Raw genomic sequence first — 26,395 nt, forward strand, 5'->3', positions numbered from 1 at the left:
TAAAAGAAGGAGATTGGAAAGAGATGTTTGAAAATGAAAAAATAATCGTGATTGTTTTGGATAATGCCAAAACACATATAGCTAAAATTGGAAAAACAATTGCAAAAATTCTTAATATAAAATTAGTGTTTCTTGAAAAGTATGCTTCTGATATTAATCCCATAGAGCGAGTTTGGTACTCTATAAAAGATAAATTGTCAGTTACATATGTTGAAGATGAAATGTTTTTAATGACGGAATTTTCGCGATATTTCTATATCTACGCCAATTCCAGAACATTAGTAGAAAATTGGCTCGACATATACATTAATTAGAAACTTTATTTTCAGGACTATAATAATAATATGATGTTGGGAAACATTCTAAAAGTAAAATTTTAAAAATCAATTAAATTACATTATTATTATTATTATAAAAAGTAATAAAATGTTATTATATTGAAAAAATTAATTATATGAAATTGAATCATAAAATAAATATTATAATAATGTTTTTGTTCAAATAAAAGAATTAGAACACAGAAAAAAAATTTAATTTAATTAATCTCTCTTAATAAATAACTATTTCTCATCCTCTAATAAAAAGAAAAAAAGATTCCATATAAATAAAAAAAACTTTTAAATGTTTATATAGCAAATTCATAACTATGTGGGCAAAAAGAGTCTCCTTTTTTATTTAAGCATTGTCGACAACTTTCAGGAACTCCTCCTTTTTCTTTATGTAATATACAGAGAATATCTTCAGCTCTTGTTTTTTTACATATTGCACATACACGAGGAATAATATCTAATCCTGTAGCAGTTCCTTCTTTTAAGTCTAATGCAAGGTCTTTAATCATTTGAGTTATAACATTATTGAATTGAACTTCTTGGCCTTTTCCTCTTTTATCACTTAAATATTGAGAAACGGCAGGTTGAGTTATATCTAATAATTCAGATATCTCTCTTTGCTTCATTCCTAAAGTAAAAAGTTCCTTAGCAAGTAAAGAACGTACAGCAGGTATTACATACCATACAACAATTTCACATGGTTGTTTCAATTTGCGACTCCTTAATAACTTAATTTGATGAAAAATATTCACTTTTCATCAATTATAATATCTATTACATTATATATACTATTTAATCATTATAATGAATAATTAATTTACTTTTTAATATAATAATAAAATCTAAATAAAAAATATTCAATAAATTTGGATTATTAATGAAAGTTCTATATTACTATTAATAAAAAAGAATTATTAACAATATATTATATAACAATTATTATATTTAAATTTTTATGTTTTATATGATGATATTATTTTTTATATAATTATAATAAGTAATAGGGGTAATAATTATTTTTTTATATAATTATAATAAGTAATATGGGTAATAATTAATTTTCATATAAAAATGACAGAATCAGCTATATAATAATTGATTTTTATATAGATAATATTAGCTAAGAATTTATATAAAAATTCTTAACTAAAATATTCTCCTTATTTAAAATACATCTGGATATTGTTTGTAAATATCTTCAAATACCCATTCCATGGATAAGTACCTTTCTCCAGTGTCAGGTAGTATTATTAAAATACGTTTACCTTTATTTTCTTCTTTTTTAGCTAATTGTAATCCTGCAAAAGTAGCTGCACCAGAAGAAATTCCAACTAACACTCCTTCTTTTTTAGCTAGTTCAATCATAGTTTTTGCAGCATCATTATCATCTACCTGTATAATTTCATCTACAATATCTTTATCATAAATATCTGGAATAACTCCTGCACCTATTCCCTGGATTTTATGAGGACCTGGTTTTTCTCCAGATAATACAGGAGATGCTGAAGGCTCAACAGCTATGACTTTTACATTAGGATTTTTTTCTTTAAGGAACTCTCCAACACCAGAAACTGTTCCACCAGTTCCTACACCAGATACTAAAATATCAACATTTCCATCAGTATCATTCCAGATTTCTTGAGCTGTAGTTTCATAATGAGTTTTTACATTAACTGGATTGGAAAATTGACTTACTGAGAAAGAATTTTCAGTACTTTTTAATAATTCATCTGCTTTAGCTATTGCTCCACCCATACCTTTTGTTCCAGGAGTTAAAACGATTTCAGCTCCGAAAATAGCTAAAAGTTTTTTCCTCTCAGCTGACATGGTTTCAGGCATAGTAAGGATTAATCTATATCCTCTAGAAGCAGCTACAAAAGCAAGGCCAATACCAGTGTTTCCACTAGTTGGTTCAATCAATACTGTATCTTCATTAATCAATCCTTTTTTTTCAGCATGATTAACCATTCCGACAGAAATTCTATCTTTAACACTGCTTAAAGGATTAGAAGATTCTAATTTTCCCACTAATTCTACATCAGAATTTTTATTAATTTTATTAAGTTTAAGTAATGGGGTTTTTCCTACTAATTCAGTTACATCTTCTGCAATTTTTTCTTTAGTCATTTATTTCACCTATTTTTGGTTATTTAAAATTTTAAATTTTTTTATTAATTATCAAGTTTAAATTTCATTATTAATGATGAAAATTTCTAGAAATCAGGATTTATTACTGAAAATCTCAGTAATAGATCTAATCACTGCATTGTAATAATCATCTACAAATCAAGCATAATAATCATTTATTAAATCAAGCATTTTGTAATAATCACAATTGTTAACCCAAATTATCTGAGAAATCAATCCTTGTGAAATTATCAAATGATTAATTAAATAATAGTAAATTATAATTTTTTAATTATAATAATGAATTCCTTTTTAATTATAATAATGAATTATAATTTCTTAAATAATGAATTATAAATCCTTGATTGAGTAATAATGAATTAATTGTTGAATGAATAATAATAATGAAATACTATAATAATAATAATAATTTTACTGATAATAATAATGAAATACTATAATAATGATAATATTACTGATAATAATCAATGAAAAGATACTAATAAAGATAATTGAAAATAAATCAATCATCTTCAATTTCAATATCTAATTCATTAATTTGATCACGAATATAATCAGATAATTCATAATTTTTTTCTTCTCTGAGCTTAGATCTTGTATCTAAAAGAATATCCAGTAAATTCTCACTTAGATTATTATCTGATTCAATATCTTTAACAAATAAATTTAATTTGAAAATCCTTTCAAATTCTTTAAGAAACTTCAAGGATCGACAAGCAAATTCGAAAGGGATTTTAAGTTCTTCATATGGAATTTTTTCAATACCATTTAAAAGAATTTTTTTATCATCTACAAAGTTATTGATTACCTTAGTAAAGTTTAATATAACCGCTAATGCCCTAGAAGTATTAAAATCATCATTCATATTTTTGAAAAACTCTTCTTCAACTTTTGCTAATCTTTTTAGTAATTCAAAATCGATATCTTCTTTTAGACATCCACTGATATCCAAGTTATCTCCATCCCCAGAATTTGGATAAGTATTGTTTTTTAATTCTTTCAATTGATTTTTAAATTCAGTTAAATTTTCAACAGTGAATTTCAATCTTTTAAGGTTTTTTGAAGGTTGTATTAAAGATTTTTCAGAAAAGTCGATTGGACTTCTATAGTGAGTAGATAAAACAAATAATCTAAATACCATTGGATCCCAATCTTCTAAAAGTTTTCTGATTGTTATGAAGTTACCTAAAGATTTGGACATTTTTATTCCATCAACATTTAGGAATCCTGAGTGCATCCAATATTTTACTAACGGCTTTTTACCAGAGAATGACTCCATTTGAGCTATTTCTGCCTCATGATGAGGGAATATTAAATCCAAACCTCCTCCATGAATATCATATTGAGGACCAAAATATTCATCTGTAATAGCTGTATCTTCAATATGCCAACCTGGTCTTCCATTTCCCCATTTAGATTTAAAATAAGGTTTTTTATTAGTTTTTTTCCATAATGCAAAATCTTTAGAATCTTTTTTAGTACTACTAACATCAATTCTATGTGAATTTAACTTATCAAGATTTTGATTAGATAATTTTCCAAAATCTGGGAACTTAGCTACTTCAAAATAAATCCCATCTTCAGTTTCATATGCAAAACCTTTATTTATTAAGCCTTCAATTTGATCAAATATTTTATCCATATGTTCAGTAGCTCTTGGATATAAATTAATTGAATTTACATTTAATAATTCCATATCCTTTTTAAATCGCTTTTCATAAAACCTAGCAAGGCTTTTATAATAAACATTTTTTTCCTTAGCTCTGTTAATTATTTTATCATCAATATCAGTGATATTTTCTAAATAGAATACTGAATATCCAATAAATTCTAAATAACTTTTTATTAAATCGAAAGAAATATAGGTACGACCATGGCCAATATGAGCATCATCATAAACTGTTGGACCACAAACAAAGAGACTGATTCTTTTACTATTATTTTCACTAACAAATAATTCTTTGTCTCTTTTAAGAGTATTGTATATTTCTAACATTTTAACACACATCATCTAATTTTATTATTAATAAATATTTTTTTAAATAAATTATTTTTAATATAACTTAAATTAAATAGCAATTATATGTATTATTTATAAAAAAATAATAAATAGTAAATTAATTAAAATTCCATTATATTATTTTATAGCTATTTATATTTAATAATTATTATTTATAATAAAATTATCTAAAAATTATATAACAATTATAAATTATTTTTTACAATTTATATATAAAATTTACAAATTATCTTTATATTAAAGATTGATTCTTTAGATTTATCTTTATCATTATTTCATATTAAACTTATATTTATCATTCTTTAGATTTATCTTTATCATTATTTCATATTAAACTTATATTTATCATTATTAGATTTATCTTTATCATTATTTCATATTAAACTTATTTTATCATTATTAGATTTATCTTTATCATTATTTCATATTAAACTTATATTTATCATTATTAGATTTATATTTTTATTCACTAACATATCTATAATTTTCTATAATTTATTGATTAAAAATTGGATGATTAGAGTTTGGTACTTATTTGATGCTAAAATAAAGATTTCTAAAAATATTAATTATTTAACCAAGCAATTATTTAACTAGCCAAAATTTAAACAACCCATTAACTAATTTAATATAATTAATCTATTAAGATATGATTTAAGAGGTAGTATAATCTACAAGTAGTATAAACTTAGACACAACCTAACAACTAGTATAACTTAGACAAAATCTAAAATTACTCCAAATTAGACATAATCTAATGATTATTAAAATCAAAATATATTATTAATTAGAATCTAATAAATAGATTAGTTTATAACTTAAATTTTAATTGAATTGTTTTAATGACTTATTTTGAATAATAATAAAACATATAATTCATGAAATATTCTTATTAACAATTGTTATATTTTAAAAACTCATATATATAGTTTTCTAAAAAATGGAATGTCATTGTGAAAAAAGTAAGAGAAGTTATTTGATGATATCCATTATAATTCTATAAGAATTTATATATTCATATAGTACAAAACTGTTGAATATTATCTTTCTCTATATCGATAATTATATATATCATATTAGTTATATTATATATAATATTAGTTATATTATATATCATAATTAATAATATTTTGGAGGCGTATTTATTTTAGGGAAACATACTTCGGATAGATATAAGGTTTTGGTATTAGTTTTGTTGTTTGTTTTTTTTATTGGTGTTAGTACTTCTTGTGCTGCTGATGCAAACACTAGTAAATCAGTAGAGAAACCTAGTAAACTGACTCAATCTCAAATTTTAGGTGCAAGTAAGACTATTAAGTCTCATGTTATTAAGAATAAGAAGTTACCTAATTCTGTCACGATTGGTGGTTATAAGTATTCTATGGAAGAATATATGTATTTTTCTTCTGTTACTATAAATTATAAATATAATAATAAGAAATCTGATGTTACAGTTAAATATGCTGTGAAAAGTCCAACAACGCCTACTGGAACTAAGATTTCTGGAAAACTTACTAAAAAACAGTACACTACATATGCAACCAATGCTTATAAATATATAAAAAATAATAATCGGGTTCCTAATTTTGTCAACACTAAAATTGGGAAAATGCAATTTCAAACTTTTATTTACAGTAATAGTAAAATCTTAGCTTGGTCACAGAACAATAAAGGTAAACTTCCAAGTTCATTAGCTATGAATATAGCCAAAACTAATTCAATAAATAAAAATATTCCTAACTTTCCAGGAAATACAATTTCTTCTAATACTACTCCTTCTCAGAAGACTTTAACTTTGAATCAAGTTTTAGATGCTTCAAAAAGGGTTAAAGACTATTCTGAGAAGAATAGTGTTTTACCTTCTAGTGTGACGATATCAGGAAATAATTATAAAATGAATGATTTCTTATATTTGATGTCCAAAGCTATCATATACAAAAATAGTGGTAAAACATCTAGCATCCCTGTTTTATCTGTTAAAGAACCTGTTAGTCCTTCTGGTAATAATAAATTAGGAAAAATACAAAAGGCAGAATATGTTTCTTTAGCTAATTCAGTTATTTCTTCTATTGACTCTAATAAACAAGCTCCTAATTATATAAAAACAAACTTAGGGAACTTGCAGTATCAATCTACAGTTTATGTTTTCTCAAGAATAGCAAGTTATATCTATACAAATAAGGCAATGCCTAGTTATGTTGAAGTGAATGTAACTAGTTCTAGTAAAATCAATGGAGGGGGTAGCACTGATTCAACAAATACACCAACTTCAACACTTTTAGGATCTGATAGTAGAGGTACTGTTGAACTTTTAGGTGCTTATGGTAATACCAAATCAAGTAAAAAAATAGCTTATATAATTGGTATCCATCCTCTTGAAAATGCAGTACATACAGCTTTATTTAATTCATTAGTTTCAAAAAGTTCTTCTTTAAATTATTGTTATTATGTTTACAGAATAACTGTTAAACAAGATGCTAATGATTATAGTAAAGGTAGAATGAATGGTCAAACTTTGGCTCGTGATTTTATACTTCCACATATTAAGAAAAATAGTTATGGCCTTGTAGTTGATATTCATGCTAATCAAGGAACTGTTGGTGGAAATTATGAGAAAACAAACTTTATTTTTGCTCCAAAAAATAATGGTGCATCTAAAACAATAGCTGAAAATATTATAAATAAAATCGGGGGTCTTTGTTATTATTATCCAGCATCACAAACAAGTCCACCATACCTCACAGGACCTTTAGTAGATGCTGGAATTAATACTATTATTTATGAAACTTATATGTATGAAAGTAATGAAACAACATATAACTTGATAAAACAGTTAATTGATGTTGTAGACAACTATAATTTTAGTTCAGGAAGTGGAGGATCTGGTAATACTTCTGGCGCTACTGTTAGCTTAGCTCAGATTACTGATGCAGCAAAAAGAGTTGAAAATTATGTTTTAGCCAATGGAGTACTTCCAAACTACGTGGAAATAGAAGGAAAAACTTATAACATGCCTGACTTTTTGTATTTGCTTTCAGCAGCTATTGTAAATATTAATAAAGGATCTACTGGAAGTATCAAATCCATTTCTGTTAAAGCTGCATCTAGTCCTGTTGGAGATTCTATGGCTGGAAATTTAAATAAGGCTGATTTTGTAGATGTAGCAACAAGGGTTTATAATTATGTTTTAAACAATGGTCAAGCACCAAATTATGCTACTTCTCCTCTAGGTAGAATTCAATTCCAATACTTAGTATATGAATTTTCAAAGATATTAGAATTTGTAAATTCTAATAATAGATTACCAAATTATGTTACACTTAATATTAAGACTTCTAATGAGCTTAGTGGTGGAAATTCTGGTAGTTCCACACCTACAGGAGAGTTAACTCAATATCTTAAAGGTACTAAGAATTGTCAGGTCAATGATGTATCTATACAGGCTTTGGCTAAAAAACTAACTCAAGGCTTAAGTTCAGATTTAGATAAGGCAACAGCAATTTTTGATTATGTTAGAGACAAAATAACTTATAAATATTATACTAACTCTTGGGATAATACTGGTGCAAAAGGTGTTATAGCTAAAGGATGGGGGAATTGCGTTGATCAAACGCATTTATTAATAGCTCTTTTAAGAGCAACTGGTATACCTGCAAGATATGTGAATGGTAAAGCTACTTTCAATAGTGGAACTATAGGACATACTTGGGCAGAAGTATATATTGCGGGTAAATGGATAACTGCTGATACAACACATAGTAATAATAAACTAGGAATTGTGACTAACTGGAAAAACCCTACCATTTATGGTAAATATGCAGAAATCACATTCTAATTCAAATTTTTTTATCTTTTCATTATAAAATTTAATAATTAATATTATTTATTCATAAATTTTTAGTATAGGGATTAAAATGAAAAACTTGAGGAAATATTTATTAGTAATTTTTATAATAGGGGTCTTGTTTCTTAGTGTAAACTATTCCTCTGCTTTAACTCATCAGAAAAAAAATGCTGAATTTTCTTATTCAACTAAAAATAAAGCTTATAATATTTATTACAATGATGTGGCTGGATTTATATTAACAAAAAATTATAAACAAATTTCATTTGTTAAAATAACTGATATTGAAGGCAATTCTAAGACTTTGAAAAATAAAATCCATTTCAAAAATAATAAGACTATTTTTGGTTATACTGCAGACATTAATTTTAATAAAAATGATTTAAAATTGAATAAAATTAGAAAAATTGAGGTTAGTTTTGTTAGACAGCCCAATCTTAGAATTTCTAAAATAGTTAAAAAAAGTAATTTTTTTTATATAACTGTCAAAAATTCTGGGGATTTTAAAGCTGAATCCAATTATTTAGGAGTATATGTTCAGAAGAGCTACTTTGATAAACAAAAATTCGTGAAAAAAATTAGAATACCCGCACTGAAACCAGGGCAATCTAAAAAAATTAAATTTTCCATGAACAAAAAATATAAAAAATATCTTAAAAAAGCATCGGTAGATTATAAAAAAAGAATTAATGAAATTTATAAATATAATAATTCAAGACTATTTTTCTAGCTATCAAGTTTTGATTTTTTGATTGTGAGAGAAATAATAGCATGCTTCTTTAATTTATACATGAATTAGAGAATATATAATAATAAGGAGGAATAAAATGAAAATGAAAATAGTATTTTTAGCATTCGCAATATTACTGTTTGTTAGTATTAGCCCATTGAGTGCTTCTGATGAATCAGTAAATGGGTATGCTTTAATTGATAAAAATGTATCTATGTCTGTTGACTCAGATATCAAGTCTCAAGAATTAGCATTGATTAAAAAAGCTGAAATAATTAAGGAAGAAAGAGACCCTATTATGATTTCCCAAGGTGTTAGTCCTGTTGGAGGTTTCACTCAAGCTGGACTTCTTAATTGTTCTAATAGAGTTAGGAACTGGATTGAAACTAATGGAAAATGTCCAAATTATGTAGATTATTACTATACTTCTGGAGGTCAAACTGTAACAGCTCGCTTACCAATGCCTGACTATCTATATTTAATATCAAAGGTTATTGAGTACAAATATGATGGGAAAACGTCTAATGTGGCTATTAAATCGTCTAATGTGAATCCTACCTCTCCCAGTGGAGTCTCTATTAATGGACAAATAACTAAAGCAAATTTTTATATCTATGCAAAAAATGTAGCTAAATTCATTGAAGATAATGGGCCTGCTCCTAATTATTTAACCACAAATTTGGGTAAAATGCAGTATCAAACAGTAATTTACATGTTTTCAAGAATAGGGCAGTATATATACTTAAATAATGCAATGCCTTCTTATGTTACAGTTTCAGTCCCAATATCACATTCTATGAATAAATATTTGCCGGATTATCATCCATCTGAGTTGATTTAGTTAATTTTTATATTTTGTCTCAATTAACTTATCTGGGAATCTTACATGATATTAGTTTAGAAAGATGATTTGATGGAGTTAAATGAGATAATTTATTTATTTTTTTCATATGTTATTTATATTTTTTAAGAAAAAGTTTCTTTATTTATTAATTGAAGCATTTTAATGAATCTTTAATTTATAAATTTAAACTTTTGGCCGACCCTTATATTATATTAATTACTAAAAATTGTAGACTAAATTGTATTACAAGAATTTTCATAAGAATTGGTATGACTAAATTTTATTACAAAAATAAATCATTTTAAATTATTAATCACAACTTGTTTAAATTCTTGGTATGATAAATTAGTACGATCTGCACTGATTATAAAAACTTCATCATCAAGAGATAAGATATCTTGCACTCCCCTATCATTTGCAATTTTTTTACAGTTTCAACACATTTTTTTACAATTTCATCATATTCTTAATATCGAATAAATTAAAATTATCAGCTAATTAATCATCAACAACCTCTAATTCATTTTTCAATATTTTAATTTATAAATTTAATTCTCTAATCTCTTCTTCTAAAAAGTGTTTTTTAATATTTAATCCATTTTTTGTGGTAAGTTCTTTGTTAAAATATTCAATGGCATGTCTAACATTCTAATCAGATTTTTTTAATATTTTTTATCTCTCGCTTTCACTCTACCACTTATAGAGACTGTTATTTCTCCTCTTACCATAAATTAACCATTATATTTAGTAATTACTAACCTAAAAATAGTAAAAATAAGGAAGAGAATATACCAAAATCATTTATAGTTGTCACTAGTTATCATGAAAAATCAAAATAATAAGATTTATATAATAGAATATAACAATAGTTATAATGGATTGATTTTCATAATTTATTTATTTAATTTATTAAATATCATTTAATAATTTAAACCAAATATAACATAAACATATATTTAATAATTAAGCATGTGAATATTTGAATATCCAAATAAATAGTATAACAACCATAATAATATAAAATAAAATAATTATTTAATATTTTATATATTGTTATAAGATAAATTAGATATTTCTAATTAATTTAAATTAGATACTTTAAGTTTATCAGAATGTAATTATTAATTGATTAACTATATATTTATATCCAGTAGAAAATACAGTATATATAATATTATTAAATTTTAATCAGTTAATAACTAGAATTTTTAATTAAAAGTAAAAAAACGGAGAAATATAAAATGACTCAAGATACTAAAAAATATGGAGATAGGACATTAGAATTACACGCTGGTCAAGAAGAAGCTGATCCAACTACTGGTGCTAGAGCAGTGCCTATATATCAAACAACTTCTTATGTATTTAAAGATACAGATTATGCAGCAAGTTTATTTGCACTTAAAGAATTTGGACAACTTTATACAAGATTAACAAATCCAACTAATGACGTTTTTGAACAAAGAATCGCAGCTATTGAAGGAGGAGCTGCTGCCCTTTCATTTTCATCAGGAGCAGCTGCTATTACAACTGCACTTCTAAACTTATCTCGTGTAGGTGATGAATTTGTCTCAGGAGACAATTTATATGGTGGAACTTATTCATTATTCAACAATACATTCCCTAATTTTGGAAGAAAAATAAATTTTGTTGATTCTCAAGATTTAGACGCATACCAAGAAGCTATTACTTCCAAAACTAAGGCATTATATGCTGAATCCCTTGGAAACCCTAAATTGGATGTTCCTGATTTTGAAGAATTAGCTAAAATAGCTCATGATCATGACATTCCTCTTATAGTAGACAACACCTCTGCAGTTGGACTTGTAAAACCAATAGAATATGGTGCAGATATTGTAGTAGATTCTGCAACTAAATTTATTGGTGGTCATGGAACTAGTATTGGAGGAGTAATTGTAGATGCTGGTAATTTTGACTGGGCGAATGGAAAATTCCCAGAATTTACTGACCCAGATCCTGCTTATAATGGTTTAGTGTACACTGAAAGCTTTGGAAACTTAGCATACATTTTAAAAGCACGTGGAAACTTCCTTAGAGATGTTGGACCTACACTTAGCCCATTTAACGCATTCTTATTATTACAAGGTGCAGAAACTTTGTCATTAAGAGTAAAACAACATAGTGAAAATGCATTAGAAGTAGCTAAATTCTTAAAAAATCATGAATTAGTTAGCTGGGTAACTTATCCTGGTCTTGAAGAAGATCCATCCCATAAACTTGCTAAAAAATACTTGAAAGGGGGATTTGGTGCTTTAGTAGGATTTGGAATAAAAGGTGGAATTGAAGAAGGTAAAAAATTCATTGAAAATGTTGAATTACTTTCTCATCTAGCTAATATTGGAGATTCTAAATCTTTAGTTATACATCCTGCTTCAACAACTCATTCTCAATTAACTGAAGAACAACAAGCAACCACTGGTGTGACTCCTGACTTTGTCAGATTATCTGTTGGAATTGAAAATGTTGAAGATATCATTGCAGATATAGATCAAGCATTAAAAAAAGCAGTAATTAAATAAAATAATTAAATATTTGTTGTCATTATAAAAATGACAACCACTTTTAAAAGATAATATTCATTAATATTTATCTTTTAAAATATTACTCTAAAATATACTAATTTAAAATATATTACTCTAAAATATCAATAATCGCCAACAATAACTTTTGGAACCAATAATCAATAATATAGCTATTTTTTAAATTATACATTTATATAATAAATTTTCATTATAAAACAAACTAAATATATAATAAATTTTTATTTTAATATTAATTAAATAATCAAAATGTATAATTTAAAAAATAGCTATTTAATTTAAATAAAAACAAAGAAATTGATTTAAAAATAAGTTAAATAGAGCAACTCAAATATAAATCTTTAAATATTTATAAATAAAAATATAAATCAAGACAAATTATAGACTAATAAAATTATACAACAAATACCTTAATCAATTCATTTAATAAATAAAATTATACAACAAATACCTTAATCAATTCATTTAATAAATAAAATTATACAACAAATACCTTAATCAATTCATTTAATAAATAAAATTTAAATAAGATATTGTAGGAGTTAAAATGAAAAAAGAATCAGTTGGTACTGTTGAGACAAAATTTTTCAATATTGAAGAAGATTTACTATTAGAATCTGGGAAAACTCTTAAAAATGTGACAATATCCTATGAAACTTACGGGAAACTTAATAAAGAAAAAAATAACGCTATATTAGTTTGTCATGCTCTTTCAGGCGATGCTCATGCAGCAGGTTGGCATGAAAATGCCAAAAAACCAGGATGGTGGGAAATTATGATAGGTCCTGGTAAATCATTAGATAGTGAAAAGTATTTTATCATATCTTCTAATGTTATTGGGGGATGTAAAGGTTCTACTGGACCTTCATCTACAAATCCAGTTACTAGGAAAGAGTATGGTCTTGATTTTCCTGTTGTAACTATTAAAGATATGGTTACAGGGCAAAAAAAGCTCATTGAACATTTCGGCATAAAACAACTATTGGCTGTAATCGGAGGTTCTATGGGAGGAATGCAAGTTTTGGAGTGGATGGTTTCTTATCCTAAAATGGTTAAGAAAGCTATTCCAATAGCTAGTACAGCTAATTCTTCACCACAGCAAATAGCTTTCAATGAAGTGGGAAGACAAGCTATTGTGACAGATCCTGCTTGGAAGAATGGAAACTATTACATAGGAGAAAAACCTAAAAATGGTTTATCCTTAGCTAGGATGATAGCCCATATTACATATCTTAGTGATGAATCAATGTATGAAAAATTTGGGAGAAACTTGCAAGATAAAGAAGAATTCAGCTATGATTTCACTCTTGATTTTCAAGTTGAAAGCTACCTACATTATCAAGGAGAATCTTTTGTTAAAAGATTTGATGCTAATTCCTACCTTTACATAACAAAAGCTATAGATTATTTTGATCTTTCAGTGAATGGTTCATTGATTGAAGGTTTAAAAAATGTTGAATCTAAAGTTAAAATAATAGCTATTGATTCTGACTGGCTGTATCCCACATCTCAATCTCTTGAAATTCTTACAGCACTTAATGCTAATGAGGTTGATGTTAGTTATAGTGAACTACAATCAAGCTATGGTCATGATGCTTTTTTATTAGAAGATGGGCAGCTAAATTATTTAATAGCGAATTTCTTGTCTGATACTCGTATTGAAGATATAATGACTGAATATACTTGCACTATTGATAAAAACGCTAAAATAGATCAAGCAGCAAAATTAATGATGGATAAGCGAGTTACTCACTTACCTGTTGTAACTGAAGATGGAACATTGATTGGTATATTGACAGCTTGGGATTTATCTAAATCAATAGCTACTGGTGATGATGATCTTGAAAAGATTATGACAAAAGATGTTAAAACCTGCAAATCAGATGAAAGTATTGAAACTATAGCTCGTAGAATGAAGAAATATGATATTTCATGTTTACCTGTTGTAGACGATGATCTAAAAATTAAAGGGATCATAACAACTGATCAGATTAGTCACTTACTAACTAAAACTTAAACTAAATAAATCAATACTGATAAATAATACAATAAATTAATAAAAATTATATATAAGAATAAATAAATTATGAAAATTATTAACATAAAATAATATAATAAATTAATATAAATTATTAATAAGAATCATGAATAAATCTATGAAAAGTGTTAACATAAAATAATATAATAAATTAATAAAAATTAATAATATTATTAAATATAATAAATAAACTAATATAAATTATTAATAAGAATCATGAATAAGTCTATGAAAAGTGTTAACATGAAATAATATAATAAATTAATAAAAATTAATAATATTATTAAATATAATAAATAAACTAATATAAATTATTAATAATGATTATTAATAAAGCAATAATAATTATTAGTTAAATGACTAAATTATACTTAATAATAAATTATAATAATCATGAAAAACATAGACTTATAAATAATAATTAAATTTAATTTTTATTGAAGATTTTAATTAAATGCAAAAAGGAGTTATTAATTATGATATACATGGATCATGCAGCTACAGCACCTGTGAGAAAAGAGGTACTGGAGGCAATGGAACCTTATTTTACAAAATACTTTGGAAATCCTTCTACTTTTTATACAGTTGGAAGAGAAGCTAAAAAGGCTATGGAAGAATCTAGAGAAAAAGTAGCTGAACTTATTGGTGCTAACCCCGAGGAGATAATATTTACAACTGGCGGTACCCAATCAGATAATATAGCTATTAAAGGAATAGTTCTTAAAAATAAAAACAAAGGAAATCATATAATAACCTCACAAATTGAACATCCTGCTGTAATAGAAACTTGTAAATATTTAGAAAAAAATGGTTTTGAAGTGACTTATTTACCAGTTTATGAAGAAGGAATCATTAAAATCGAAGATTTAAAAGAAGCTATTACTGATAAAACTATTCTTATAACTATAATGCATGTGAACAATGAAATTGGTACTATTCAGCCAATAGCTGAAATCGGTAAAATAGCTAAGGAAAATAAAATTAAGTTCCATACCGATGCAGTTCAAAGTGTTGGAAAGATTCCAGTTGATGTTAATGAATTAAATGTAGATCTTTTATCTATGTCAGGCCATAAAATTTATGGTCCAAAAGGGATTGGTGCATTATATATCAGAAAAAGAACCAGATTAGAACCAATATTACATGGCGGAGGACAAGAAAAAGATTTAAATCCTGGAACTGAAAATGTTTCTGGAATTGTTGGTCTTGGAAAAGCTTGTGAAATAGCAAAAGAGGAATTAGAATACAATCAAAAATATTTGACCAAACTTAGAGATATGTTGATTGAAGGAATCTTATCCAACATAGAGGAATCTTATCTCAATGGAGATTTGATCAACAAAGTTCCTGGAACAGCTAATTTCCATTTTGTAGGTATTGAAGGAGAAGGTCTCGTATTACTTCTTGATGGTAAAGGAATAGCTGCATCTACTGGATCTGCTTGTTCATCTAAAAAATTAGAAGCATCTCATGTATTGAAAGCTATTGGTTTAGAGGATGTTGATTCTCATGGATCACTTAGATTAACTTTAGGTTCAGAGAATACTGAAGAAGAAGTTACCAAAGTAATTCAAGCTACAGAAGAAGCAGTGAAAAGACTTAGAAGCATGTCTTCAATCTGGAATCAAAGGGAAAATAAAAGAAAAGAAGACATCAATAATAAATGTACTTCTTGCTCATTGGAGTAATTAATTAGATCAACTAATTTCAGAAACACAATATTCTCATTAACAATAGAAATTAACAAATAGACTTTGTAATTATAATATTTAACAGAACTTCAGAAGGTGAAATCATGTATACTGATAAAGTAATGGATCATTTCCAAAATCCAAGGAATGTGGGAGAAATAGAAGACGCCGATGGTATTGGAGAAGTTGGAAATCCTACATGTGGAGATATGATGACAATCTACATAAAAGTAAAAGATGATAAAATTGACGATATAAAATTCAAAACATTTGGTTGTGGTGCAGCTATAGCTACAAGTAGTATGATTACAGAACTAGCTAAGGGAAAAACTGTAGATGACGCATATGCAATAAGTAGAAATGATGTGGCAGAAGCTCTTAATGGATTACCTGATGTGAAAATGCATTGTTCTAATCTAGCCGCTGATGCATTACAAGCAGCTATTGATAATTATAGATCTAAAAATAGCTAAAAACTTTTTATTTTTCTTATTCATTTATATTATAAATGTTTATTTAATGATATATCTTTATTATCCATTATTTTTTAATTATGCTATTAAAATCCTATTTAATGATATATCTTTATTATCTATTATTTTTTAATTATGCTATTAAAATCCTATTTAATGATATATCTTTATTATCTATTATTTTTTAATTATGCTATTAAAATCCTATTTAATGATATATCTTTATTATCTATTATTTTTTAATTATTCTATTAAAATCCTATTTAATGATATATCTGTTTAATAATAGCTAATCTTATTAATAGTATTCACTATAATAATCATTCCATTCAAAAAAGTATTTTTAATATCTTAGTTCATTTTCAAATACCTAATTTTTTAATAGCTTCCTCAGCAGCTAATTGTTCGGCCTCTTTTTTGCTTTTACCTTTACCTCTCCCAACTTCACGATTATCCACCAATATTTTCATGAGAAATGTTTTATCATGAGGAACTCCATATTCTTTAATTAATTTATATTGAACTGGAATTTCATTGGCATCACCGTATTCTTTGATTTGGGATTTGTAATCATTGAAAAATATAACTTTTCCATCAATTGAAGGGAAAACTATTTTAGATAAAAATTCTCTGGATTTATCTATTCCTTGATCTAAGTAAATAGCTCCCAAAAATGACTCAAAAACATCAGCATTTACAGAAAGTACTTCATTGGCACTTACTCTACTATCGTCAAGATGTAATTTTACATAATTAGCTAATCCAAGCTCATGAGAGTAATTAGCTAAGGCAGTCTCACAAACATAATTTGATCTAAGCTTAGTTAAACTACCTTCTCCAATATCTTCATATTTTTTATATAAATATTCAGAGATCAACATACTAAGTATTGAATCTCCTAAAAATTCTAAACGTTCATAATCATAGTCAAGCCCATATTGAACTCTATAAGATTTGTGAACAAATGCTATTTCAAATAAATTAGGATCATTTGGAATGATACCATATTCTTCTAATATTTCCATAAAATCATCAATGTTGTGTGTTTAAACTTATTCTATAAATTATTCCATTAATTAGCACATTTTAATATATAAGAATGAATCTATTGTTTCATTAGAACTCTAATCAATTTTAACCTTTTAAGATTCATTGAAAATAATTTATTATTCAGGAATTAAATTTTAAACAATTTAATAATGTTCTATTTAATTATTTCTTGTTAGTAATACATTAAAATATCTATTAATAAATTACAATATAATTATATTATCCTTAACATATTATATTACCATTAATATTATATATATTTTAGCTATTTTTGGGAAAAACCATATAAAATGCAATTTCTCAAAATTACTTCAACAATTATTTTTAGTTAATATATATCATTTAATTTTATTTATTTTTAACTTTATTTATTTTTAATTTTATTTATTTTTAATTTTAAAAATTCTATCATTTACTGTTAAAAGATGTCAAAGTCTTTATTTTTTCTTAAAATGTTATTAACTATTTTTATATAAATAATAATATAAGATACTACTAATCTTTTATTATTAGTAATAATAATACACAATCAGCAAATCTAACTAATTATTAAAAAATCTAACTAATTATAAAAATATAGTAACTACATTCTAATAACCAATAAGTATATATCAATAACAATCATAATATTACAATTGTTAGAGTTTATATTTGTAATAAATTTCTTCAAAACTTCGATACTTATAAAATATATCCTCTAAAAATAAAATAGCTAAATAAACTAAGTCAAAATAAACATGAATATTTCATAAATGATTAAATAAATTAACAATAAAGGTGAGTTATATGGAACTTTTTGATGTTATTAACAAAAGAAAAAGTGTAAGAAACTATTTAGATGAAGATATTGATGAAGATAGCTTAAAAAAAATAGCTAAAGCCGGACAAATTGCACCAATTGCAGGTGAATTTCAGATAACAATCATTAAAAATAAAGAAATTGTTAAAAAAATAAATGATATTGCTCTTGAAGCTATGAAAAATTCTGGAAATGAATTTTTAGAAGAACGAGCGGCTATTCCAGGATATCAACCAATATATAATGCTCCAGTTTTAGCTATTCTTTCAGCTCCTGAAGAAAATGTTTATGGAGGTTTAACAGTATCTTGTGTAGCTGAAAACATGATACTTGCTGCTACAGATTTAGGTTTAGGTAGTTGTTATATGATAACCCCAACACTTGCATTTATGTCCACAGAAAAAGATGAACTATCTAAAGAAATTGGACTTCCTAAAGGATTCAATCCAATTTGTGCAGTAGCTATTGGAAAAGAAGGAACTGATGAATTAAATGTAGAAAGAGAAGAAGTAGATAATGTTAAGTTTATTAACTAAATACTTTTTTTTTAATTTTTAACTAATTTAAGTAATTTTTAAGTGATTAAACCCTTTTTGTTCAATTTTTACACCTTTTTAATATTTTTTATAAAATTCATATTAATATATTTATGTAAAATATATTAATTAGAATAATAAATAGCTAAATAGCTATTTTAATTAGAATAATAAATAGCTATTTTAATTAAGTGATTAAATGCTTTTTGTTCAATTTTTACACATTTTTAATATTTTTTATAAAATTCATATTAATATATTCATGTAAAATATATTAATTAGAATAATAAATAGCTATATTAAGTTAGATAAACTATTTCAAATATGAGATTTATATATTGGATCTTTTGATACATTAAGACAATGTAAAGAAAGAGTATAATACAACCATGATAGAAATAATTTAAAAATAAAGAAAGTTAAAGAAGATATTATAACTAAATCAAGAGAAATATGGGAAAAAATGAAGGTTTTATTTAGAAATTTATTAGTTAGTATCAAGCAAAATACAAAAGCATCAAAGGTAGTCTGGGCAGTATTCTTAGCATGTGTTACAGCTTTTATGGGATTAGGTCTTGTTGATCCAATATTACCTATAATAGCTCAACAATTGGGAGCTAGTAAAATAGAAGTCTCAATGCTTTTTACAGCATACAGTGCAGTGATGGCAGTAACTATGCTTGTAACTGCAACAATTTCTAAAAGAGTTGGAATTAAAAGAACTTTACTTGTAGGAGTTTCTATTATAGCTATTTTTTCTATATTATGTGGATTATCTAATGATATATGGAGTATCATATTTTTAAGAGGATTTTGGGGACTAGGAAATGCCCTGTTTATAGCTGTGGCATTAACGGCAATTATTTTATTTTCAGATAAAACTACTCATGAATCTGTTATTTTATATGAAATAGCTATTGGCTTAGGATTTTCAGTGGGACCTCTTGTTGGAGGTTTACTAGGAGATATTTCTTGGAAATTTCCATTTTTTGGTGTTGGTATATTAATGATGATGGGATTTATTATGCTATTAGTCTTAATTCCTAAAAGTACAACAAAAGAGATTGAATCTTATGATGATGATACATCCCTTGTTACAACAATTAAATCATTGAAAAATCCACATATAAAAGTATTTGGTACCTTTTCATTTCTTTATAATTTTTGATTTTTCACATTATTCGCATATTCCCCATTAGTTTTAGGATTAACTGCTCAAGGCATAGGATTCGTATTTTTAGCATGGGGAATTGTATTAGCTATTAGTTCTGTTATTATAGCTCCTAGAATTAAAAGAAAATATGGAACATTAAAATCTATGTATGTGCTTTTATTGCTCTTTGCTATTACTCTATTTATTATGGGTATTTGGACTTCAATACAATGGGTACTTATAGCAGCAATCATTATATCAGGTGCATTACTTGGAAATAACAATACTCTCATTACCACAGCCGTGATGAATTCACCAGCTACAAATGATTCAACTACTTCTGCAGCATATAATTTCACACGTTTTATAGGATCTGCAATAGCTCCTCTTTTAGCAGCATCTTTAGGACAATATATAGGTTCAGAAATACCGTATCTTGCAGGAGGACTTTTTGTTACAGCAGCACTTATTTTTTTATTTTTAAATAGAAAGACAATTATTTATATTGATAATTAGAATAACATGTGAATAATAGAATTTGAAAGAAAAAAGACTTGTATCCTTTTGTTTTCATATATTGAGTAATTTAAAAATAGAGTTATTCAAAATTTAATTCAAAATTTAATTTAAAACACATGAACAATATTAGTTTTCATATGCTCTTGAATCATCTAGTTATATAGTAATTAATAAAGTATATTTTTCAATAAATTCGACCTTATTGGAAAAATTGGTAATTCATTATTATTTCACATGAAAAGCCTTATATTTTATTAAAATTTATAAAAATATTTCTATAGATTTTAAAAACTTGTAAAGCTAATAAATGAAGAAAAACACGCTTAAATAGAATAATAGCTATTATATTACAAATATGATTAAAATAGTTATTATATTACAAATATGATTAAAATAGCTATTATATTACAAATATGATTAAAATAGCTATTAATTAATTTAATATTAATTTAATATTGATTTCATGTTAATTGATTTGTAATTTATTGATAATTAATCTGTAATTAAATATGGCTGAAGATAGATTAGGAGATAAAATTATGATGTTAAACTGGGAAAAGGAAATAAAAATTATTGATCCAGATATAAGTTTTAGATACAATGGAGGATGGTTAAAAACCATTGAAAAACTAGATAAAACTGTAAAAAATGGTTATTCTCTTGTGGGAGATTTTGTTAAATCCGGAGATTTTGAAGAAGAGTATTCTGATGGTTTATACTTAGATTGTAATAAAGAAGGAAAAAAACGCAAAAGTCAACAGGATTACAGATTATTTAGGATAAAAGATGGAAAATTAAGACTTTTAGATTTAATTATCGATGGTCAAGGCAATTGGGCATGTGAATTTTGGGATACAATTGAAGAAGAAATAAATGGATGAATTTACTTTCAACAAAATCAAAATAAAAGATTATTAACAAATTAAAAGATTAAAAAATAACAATATTCTAGAAAAATCTATTAATATAGAAAAATCTATTAATGATAAAATATAAATAATTATTATCATATTTTTGAGGGATAATAATGAAAATTATTGAAGATGAAAAAATAGTTATTGATGATAAAAATATATACGAACCTCATGAAACAGGATTGATAACAATCTTGGATTCAAAAATAGATTTAGACATTTTAAAGAGTGGTAATAATAAAGATTTTTCTATTAAAGGTAGAATACTCCAAGAAAATAAGTGTAAACTAATTAAAAACTATAAAATAGCTGAAATAACAGCTTTAGACACAGATCCTACTGATAAAAACTTAGACTTACAGATTGGTCCTTTTGGAGAAGAAAATATTGGTTCTGAAGAATATGTTCTTCCAAGTGAACGTAAATGTCTGTTAATTACTTGTGATGAAATTGAAGATATTTAATTAATTTAATTCAAAGATATGGAATGTATTTTTCTTTTCTTTTAATTTAAAGAATCTATACTCTATATACTAACAGATAATTAATTTAAAAAGAACCAATCTTCTATATAAAAAGAACCCATCTTCTATATATTAAAACATATTTAATTTTTTAAATGTTTTTCTTATTTTTAATTATTTATGAAAATTTTCTATCTTTATGAGATTAAAAATCTTTGATTTTTTTAATATTTTAAAAAATAGATTCTTAGTCTAATAACACTATAAAAACAGGGAAATAAAGAAAATTACTAGTAATATAACTAATAATATCCCTATTACTAATGTAAAATAAAGAATAGGTCTTCTAAATCTCATATCTTGGAATACTCTCCATAGTACCATGACACCATGAGTTACAGGATTTTGTGTAGATCCATCCAAATCATATCTTACAGTAATTGGAACTTCAAAAATAGTTAAACCAGCTTCTGAAGCATCAGCTAGCATTTCACTTTCTATTGCAAAGCCGGAATTTCGAAACTTAAAGCAAGGAATAGCTATTTTTGAAAACGCTCTAAATCCATTTTGAGAATCTGTAATATTTAAACCAGTTGAAACATTTGTAGCTATATCAAGGACTTTTTGACCAACTCGTCTGTAAAATGGAGTATCAAACTCATATCCTTCAATATAACGACTACCATTAACTAAATCAGCTTTTTTGTTAATGATTGGTTCGATTAGTTTAGGAATTTCATCTGGATTGTTTTGTCCATCACCATCAATAGTAACTACAATATCTTCATCGTTAACAGCCTCAAAACCAGATTTTAATGCTTCTCCTTTTCCCATGTTATTTTTATGAACAATAACTTCAGCACCAGCTAATTTAGCTATTTCAACAGTTTTATCACTACTTCCATCATCAACTACCACCACCCTATCGACATATTTTTTAGTTTTGGAAATTACATCTCCTATAGCTACCTCTTCGTTGTATGCTGGAATTATAGCTAAAATTTTAGTGGGAATTGTAGGGTTTTCATTTGTTTTTGACATATTATCGACTCAAAAAGTATTATTAAAAGTATCACTTAATTTATATTAAATATAGTTATTCATCAATAAAAGTTTAGTTATTTTAAAAAATCTAAAAAATATTCCAAAGATGTAATATATTATTTTCTTAATTTTCAAACTTGTCTAACATTTATTTTATCTGAAAATTTATTTTCATTATAATTATTAAATAACTAAATTCTAGACTTTTAATTTATAAAATAAGAATTAATTTCCATTAGAGTTTAAAAATACTATAAACGATTAAAAAGAACTATATAATTATTTATAATAAATTGAACGATTCCATTTTTGATTATTAATTTTTTCTCATTATTCTATTCTTTGTTTCTAATTTTTTGTTTGTTATTTCTCATTACTTACAGTTTTAAATGTGATAAAAATAAAAATCAATAGTCATTGTCTATGATTTAATTTTCTCGAAATCTATAATTATCATTAATGGGATGTCATCATCAGGAGTTATAACAAAGTGTTCATTAATAATATGGTCATGAGTGTTTAAGAATTCCTCCATAACATTTTCATCTTCAAAATCAGGCATTATATCTAATTTTATTAACCCTACTTCATTTGATTCAAGATATTTCTTTAAAGCTTTGCAATATTTAGAGTCATTTTTTGATATATCTTCAAGTAAATCATTACAAAGTTCAGTCAAACTAATCTCAAATTCTTCTTCTTCATTTTCATCTACAAAAGTTATACTATCTATTTCTGATAGTGAATATCCAGTTACCTTTGTAATAATAGGTATTTTTTTCTTAAAAAACATATTTTTTATATCCCTCTCTCTTTTATTATATTTCTTTAGATTATTATAAAACTTTACATTAAAAAGTGTCATTAAAATAAATAATTAGAAATTACTACTTATAGATATAATTTATTATACATGATAATATTTATAATAATTAACAATTCTTATTATTCTATAATCAGTAAGAAGAATATTCATAATAATAATAATAATAATAATAATCATAATATCAATAATACTAACAATGATATTATAACAAACATTATTAAATATCAAATTTTATATCAATAAATAAGTAAAATAGGAAAAAATGAAGAAAGTGGACAAAGAATAAAAATAAATAAAATAAAAAGAATAAAACTAAAGAAGATAAATAAAATAAAAATAAAGAAGATAAAGAAAATAAAACTAAAGAATATAAAGAAAATAAAAATAAAGAAGATAAAGAAAATAAAAAGAATAAAAATAAAGAAGATAAAGAAAATAAAAAATATTAATCAATCTTATAATAACTTTTCATCCATTCTACGGTTTTTTTAATTCCTTCTTCTGGTGAAACTTTAGGGTCGTGTTTTAAATCTTTAATAGCTTTTGAAAAATCTATAGTTTTGATTTTCGTGGTGAATGGCTCTGCTTCATGATAAGATACTAGAGAATCATCCATACCTACTGCATCTAAAACTATATCAGAGTATTCCCTGATATCTTTTTCCCATTCTTGTTTACTTCCAACATTGTATACTTCACCTGGTTTGAAGTTATCAACTATGTTAGAAAATGTTCTGGCTGTATCTCCCACATAATCAATTATCCTTTTATGCCCTTCATAAACATCATATCCTTGATTATTAAGAGCTTTATAGATAAATATTGGGATGAATCCTTTGTATGGAGAATATTCTTCATGAGGACCATAACAATTAACTGGACGGACTCTTACTGTTTCAGTTCCAAACATAGTAGCTGAATTCATGCACATTAACTCCCCTGCCCACTTAGTTATTGCATAATCGTTCATTTGATAAGTATCCTTTATAGGATTATTTATCATTACATCCTCCTTCATTTCTCCAGTGTAATCACCATAAACTTCAGCTGATGAGAAAAATATCATTGGAAATTTTAATTTTTCTTGAAGTCGGATTATATGTTTGGTTCCAATCACATTGGTTTTCCATAAGTTTTCATAGTAATCTTCACCATTCCATCTACCGTACTCTGCAGCTAGGTGATAAACATAATCAAAGGATTCATTTTCATCAAAGATCCTTTCAATCTGACGATAGTTAGTAACATCAGCACGTGTATAATTATCCCTTTCGTTGTGTAAAAGGTCAATAGCTAAAACCTCATGACCTCTTTTTTTAAGCTCATTTACTAAATTAGTTCCAATAAATCCTGCACCGCCAGTTACTAAAATTTTCTGTGTCTCCATGATAATTGCTCCTAATAAATATCTTATTTAAAAAATCTTAAAATTTTTCATAAGTTTCAGATAAAAAAAGTTGAATATAGCTATTAAATAGCTAATAGAATATTCAATATTCCTTCATTAATAATAATTGTAAATTAAAGTATTTATATTATATCCTTTCTATGGATTCAGAATTATTTATTTTATATATTTAATCCGAATTCATTAATCTATTTTATATTTATATAATTAACCTAAAGTTTATTATAATCTATTTTCTATCATTAATCTACGCTTTATTATAATCTATTTTCTATCATTAATCTACGCTTTATTATAATCTGTCTTCTATCATTATAATCTACGCTTTATTATAATCTGTCTTCTATCATTAATCTACGCTTTATTATAATCTGTCTTCTATCATTAATCTACGCTTTATTATAATCTGTCTTCTATCATTAATCTACGCTTTATTATAATCTATTTTCTATCATTACTCTAAAATTTATAATTATTTATCATATCTTTAATCTAATTTACATCAATATATTAATAAATGAATTTAATAAATAATATAATTAAAAATTAATTTAAAAACGCATCGAAAAATGAATTAGAAAATATTCAGAATAAATCAAGGTAATGAGGAATTTTTAGAATTGCAACAAGAAAAATAGGACCAATGAAACAAAGTATAAAAAATCAGTTAAATTGACAGTTCCCAAAAAGTGGTATTAACATTTTAAAGACAATTATGGTTTTTTTATAGTTTAATGGATAGTGTTATAGTTTCTCTATTTTTTCTATAGGGAGTTTTGTGAATTTACTTATGTCTTTTAGTGGAACGTTTGCCTTTTTCATATTATGTGCAACTGAAATTATTCCTTTTTCAATTCCTTTTTGTGTTGCTGTGTATTTTAGGGTTATTTCGTCGTAGTGTGCCATTTCTCGCATTTCATACATTCTGTAGTCTTCATCACTCATGGATACGAGGTCTAGTTTTTTTTGTGTTTTTCCTATGGTTTTGTTCATTTTTATCACCTTGT

Annotated in this window: 21 protein-coding genes; 13 read left to right on the top strand and 8 right to left on the bottom strand. The window is 25.3% G+C overall.

Going from position 1 to position 26,395, the window contains the following annotated elements; translation table 11 throughout:
* A partial coding sequence (locus MBCUT_RS05825) for a transposase (RefSeq protein WP_211263779.1) occupies nucleotides 1-314 on the top strand: 314 nt, incomplete at its 5' end.
* Between the two features lie 311 nt (nucleotides 315-625).
* Here MBCUT_RS05825 and MBCUT_RS05830 read toward each other — a convergent pair.
* The 3 genes from MBCUT_RS05830 to cysS form a co-directional block, all read right to left on the bottom strand.
* Nucleotides 626-1,039 (bottom strand): transcriptional regulator, encoded by a 414-nt coding sequence (locus MBCUT_RS05830; RefSeq protein WP_067259748.1) that lies wholly within the window; start codon nucleotides 1,037-1,039, stop codon nucleotides 626-628.
* A gap of 454 nt (nucleotides 1,040-1,493) precedes the next feature.
* Nucleotides 1,494-2,456, bottom strand: coding sequence for a cysteine synthase A (gene cysK, locus MBCUT_RS05835; RefSeq protein ID WP_067259749.1), 963 nt, complete (start codon nucleotides 2,454-2,456; stop codon nucleotides 1,494-1,496).
* Nucleotides 2,457-2,979: 523 nt separating this feature from the next.
* Nucleotides 2,980-4,473, bottom strand: coding sequence for a cysteine--tRNA ligase (cysS, locus tag MBCUT_RS05840; RefSeq protein WP_067259750.1), 1,494 nt, complete (start codon nucleotides 4,471-4,473; stop codon nucleotides 2,980-2,982).
* Between the two features lie 1,216 nt (nucleotides 4,474-5,689).
* Between cysS and MBCUT_RS05845 the strand changes: the two genes are divergently transcribed.
* The 7 genes from MBCUT_RS05845 to nifU all read left to right on the top strand — a co-directional run bounded on the left by MBCUT_RS05845 (nucleotide 5,690) and on the right by nifU (nucleotide 16,675).
* Nucleotides 5,690-8,332 carry a pseudomurein-binding repeat-containing protein gene (locus MBCUT_RS05845; protein ID WP_157082505.1) on the top strand — a complete coding sequence of 881 codons (2,643 nt, stop codon included), beginning with the start codon at nucleotides 5,690-5,692 and terminating at the stop codon, nucleotides 8,330-8,332.
* Nucleotides 8,333-8,459: 127 nt separating this feature from the next.
* Nucleotides 8,460-9,071 (top strand): CARDB domain-containing protein, encoded by a 612-nt coding sequence (locus MBCUT_RS05850; protein ID WP_169805411.1) that lies wholly within the window; start codon nucleotides 8,460-8,462, stop codon nucleotides 9,069-9,071.
* 97 nt (nucleotides 9,072-9,168) lie between these two features.
* Nucleotides 9,169-9,912, top strand: coding sequence for a pseudomurein-binding repeat-containing protein (locus MBCUT_RS05855; RefSeq protein ID WP_067259753.1), 744 nt, complete (start codon nucleotides 9,169-9,171; stop codon nucleotides 9,910-9,912).
* 1,244 nt (nucleotides 9,913-11,156) lie between these two features.
* Complete coding sequence (locus MBCUT_RS05860; protein WP_067259754.1) at nucleotides 11,157-12,452, top strand: O-acetylhomoserine aminocarboxypropyltransferase/cysteine synthase family protein; 1,296 nt, start codon at nucleotides 11,157-11,159, stop codon at nucleotides 12,450-12,452.
* 568 nt (nucleotides 12,453-13,020) lie between these two features.
* On the top strand, nucleotides 13,021-14,490 hold the full coding sequence (metX, locus tag MBCUT_RS05865) for a homoserine O-acetyltransferase MetX (RefSeq protein WP_067259755.1): 1,470 nt from the start codon (nucleotides 13,021-13,023) through the stop codon (nucleotides 14,488-14,490).
* A gap of 500 nt (nucleotides 14,491-14,990) precedes the next feature.
* On the top strand, nucleotides 14,991-16,199 hold the full coding sequence (gene nifS, locus MBCUT_RS05870) for a cysteine desulfurase NifS (protein WP_084270740.1): 1,209 nt from the start codon (nucleotides 14,991-14,993) through the stop codon (nucleotides 16,197-16,199).
* A 107-nt stretch (nucleotides 16,200-16,306) separates the two neighbouring features.
* On the top strand, nucleotides 16,307-16,675 hold the full coding sequence (gene nifU / locus MBCUT_RS05875; protein ID WP_067259757.1) for a Fe-S cluster assembly scaffold protein NifU: 369 nt from the start codon (nucleotides 16,307-16,309) through the stop codon (nucleotides 16,673-16,675).
* Between the two features lie 362 nt (nucleotides 16,676-17,037).
* Here nifU and rnc read toward each other — a convergent pair whose 3' ends face one another.
* A complete protein-coding gene (rnc, locus tag MBCUT_RS05880; RefSeq protein WP_067259758.1) occupies nucleotides 17,038-17,700 on the bottom strand; it encodes a ribonuclease III in 663 nt (220 codons plus the stop codon).
* A gap of 811 nt (nucleotides 17,701-18,511) precedes the next feature.
* On the opposite strand from rnc, the gene MBCUT_RS05885 reads away from it, so the two are divergent.
* The 5 genes from MBCUT_RS05885 to MBCUT_RS05900 all read left to right on the top strand — a co-directional run bounded on the left by MBCUT_RS05885 (nucleotide 18,512) and on the right by MBCUT_RS05900 (nucleotide 22,110).
* The gene (locus tag MBCUT_RS05885) at nucleotides 18,512-19,060 is read left to right on the top strand and encodes a nitroreductase family protein (protein ID WP_067259759.1); all 549 of its coding nucleotides are present in this window, start codon (nucleotides 18,512-18,514) and stop codon (nucleotides 19,058-19,060) included.
* A 463-nt stretch (nucleotides 19,061-19,523) separates the two neighbouring features.
* The gene (locus MBCUT_RS10545; protein ID WP_084270738.1) at nucleotides 19,524-20,228 is read left to right on the top strand and encodes an MFS transporter; all 705 of its coding nucleotides are present in this window, start codon (nucleotides 19,524-19,526) and stop codon (nucleotides 20,226-20,228) included.
* Nucleotides 20,229-20,309: 81 nt separating this feature from the next.
* Nucleotides 20,310-20,729, top strand: a complete 420-nt coding sequence (locus MBCUT_RS10550; RefSeq protein ID WP_342667570.1) for an MFS transporter — start codon at nucleotides 20,310-20,312, stop codon at nucleotides 20,727-20,729.
* A 542-nt stretch (nucleotides 20,730-21,271) separates the two neighbouring features.
* Nucleotides 21,272-21,613: a hypothetical protein gene (locus tag MBCUT_RS05895; RefSeq protein ID WP_067259765.1), complete on the top strand. Its 342-nt coding sequence runs from the start codon at nucleotides 21,272-21,274 to the stop codon at nucleotides 21,611-21,613.
* Between the two features lie 146 nt (nucleotides 21,614-21,759).
* Complete coding sequence (locus MBCUT_RS05900; protein ID WP_067259760.1) at nucleotides 21,760-22,110, top strand: hypothetical protein; 351 nt, start codon at nucleotides 21,760-21,762, stop codon at nucleotides 22,108-22,110.
* A gap of 261 nt (nucleotides 22,111-22,371) precedes the next feature.
* On the opposite strand, the gene MBCUT_RS05905 is transcribed toward MBCUT_RS05900, so the two are convergent.
* The 4 genes from MBCUT_RS05905 to MBCUT_RS05920 form a co-directional block, all read right to left on the bottom strand.
* Nucleotides 22,372-23,151, bottom strand: coding sequence for a glycosyltransferase family 2 protein (locus MBCUT_RS05905; protein ID WP_067259761.1), 780 nt, complete (start codon nucleotides 23,149-23,151; stop codon nucleotides 22,372-22,374).
* Between the two features lie 424 nt (nucleotides 23,152-23,575).
* A complete protein-coding gene (locus tag MBCUT_RS05910; RefSeq protein ID WP_067259762.1) occupies nucleotides 23,576-23,947 on the bottom strand; it encodes a hypothetical protein in 372 nt (123 codons plus the stop codon).
* 478 nt (nucleotides 23,948-24,425) lie between these two features.
* Nucleotides 24,426-25,367 (bottom strand): NAD-dependent epimerase/dehydratase family protein, encoded by a 942-nt coding sequence (locus tag MBCUT_RS05915; protein WP_067259763.1) that lies wholly within the window; start codon nucleotides 25,365-25,367, stop codon nucleotides 24,426-24,428.
* 765 nt (nucleotides 25,368-26,132) lie between these two features.
* Nucleotides 26,133-26,395 (bottom strand): hypothetical protein (locus MBCUT_RS05920; protein ID WP_211263780.1); only part of this gene is annotated, 263 nt, incomplete at its 5' end.

It is taken from the genome of Methanobrevibacter cuticularis (genome assembly GCF_001639285.1).
Classification (GTDB): domain Archaea; phylum Methanobacteriota; class Methanobacteria; order Methanobacteriales; family Methanobacteriaceae; genus Methanobaculum; species Methanobaculum cuticulare.

Coding starts and splice junctions, on each gene's coding strand:
- cysK (WP_067259749.1), bottom strand. CDS start 2,456: ATGACTAAAGAAAAAATTGCAGAAGATGTAACTGAATTAGTAGGAAAA.
- cysS (WP_067259750.1), bottom strand. CDS start 4,473: ATGTTAGAAATATACAATACTCTTAAAAGAGACAAAGAATTATTTGTT.
- MBCUT_RS05855 (WP_067259753.1), top strand. CDS start 9,169: ATGAAAATGAAAATAGTATTTTTAGCATTCGCAATATTACTGTTTGTT.
- MBCUT_RS05860 (WP_067259754.1), top strand. CDS start 11,157: ATGACTCAAGATACTAAAAAATATGGAGATAGGACATTAGAATTACAC.
- metX (WP_067259755.1), top strand. CDS start 13,021: ATGAAAAAAGAATCAGTTGGTACTGTTGAGACAAAATTTTTCAATATT.
- nifU (WP_067259757.1), top strand. CDS start 16,307: ATGTATACTGATAAAGTAATGGATCATTTCCAAAATCCAAGGAATGTG.
- rnc (WP_067259758.1), bottom strand. CDS start 17,700: ATGGAAATATTAGAAGAATATGGTATCATTCCAAATGATCCTAATTTA.
- MBCUT_RS05885 (WP_067259759.1), top strand. CDS start 18,512: ATGGAACTTTTTGATGTTATTAACAAAAGAAAAAGTGTAAGAAACTAT.
- MBCUT_RS10545 (WP_084270738.1), top strand. CDS start 19,524: ATGAAGGTTTTATTTAGAAATTTATTAGTTAGTATCAAGCAAAATACA.
- MBCUT_RS05895 (WP_067259765.1), top strand. CDS start 21,272: ATGATGTTAAACTGGGAAAAGGAAATAAAAATTATTGATCCAGATATA.
- MBCUT_RS05900 (WP_067259760.1), top strand. CDS start 21,760: ATGAAAATTATTGAAGATGAAAAAATAGTTATTGATGATAAAAATATA.
- MBCUT_RS05905 (WP_067259761.1), bottom strand. CDS start 23,151: ATGTCAAAAACAAATGAAAACCCTACAATTCCCACTAAAATTTTAGCT.
- MBCUT_RS05910 (WP_067259762.1), bottom strand. CDS start 23,947: ATGTTTTTTAAGAAAAAAATACCTATTATTACAAAGGTAACTGGATAT.
- MBCUT_RS05915 (WP_067259763.1), bottom strand. CDS start 25,367: ATGGAGACACAGAAAATTTTAGTAACTGGCGGTGCAGGATTTATTGGA.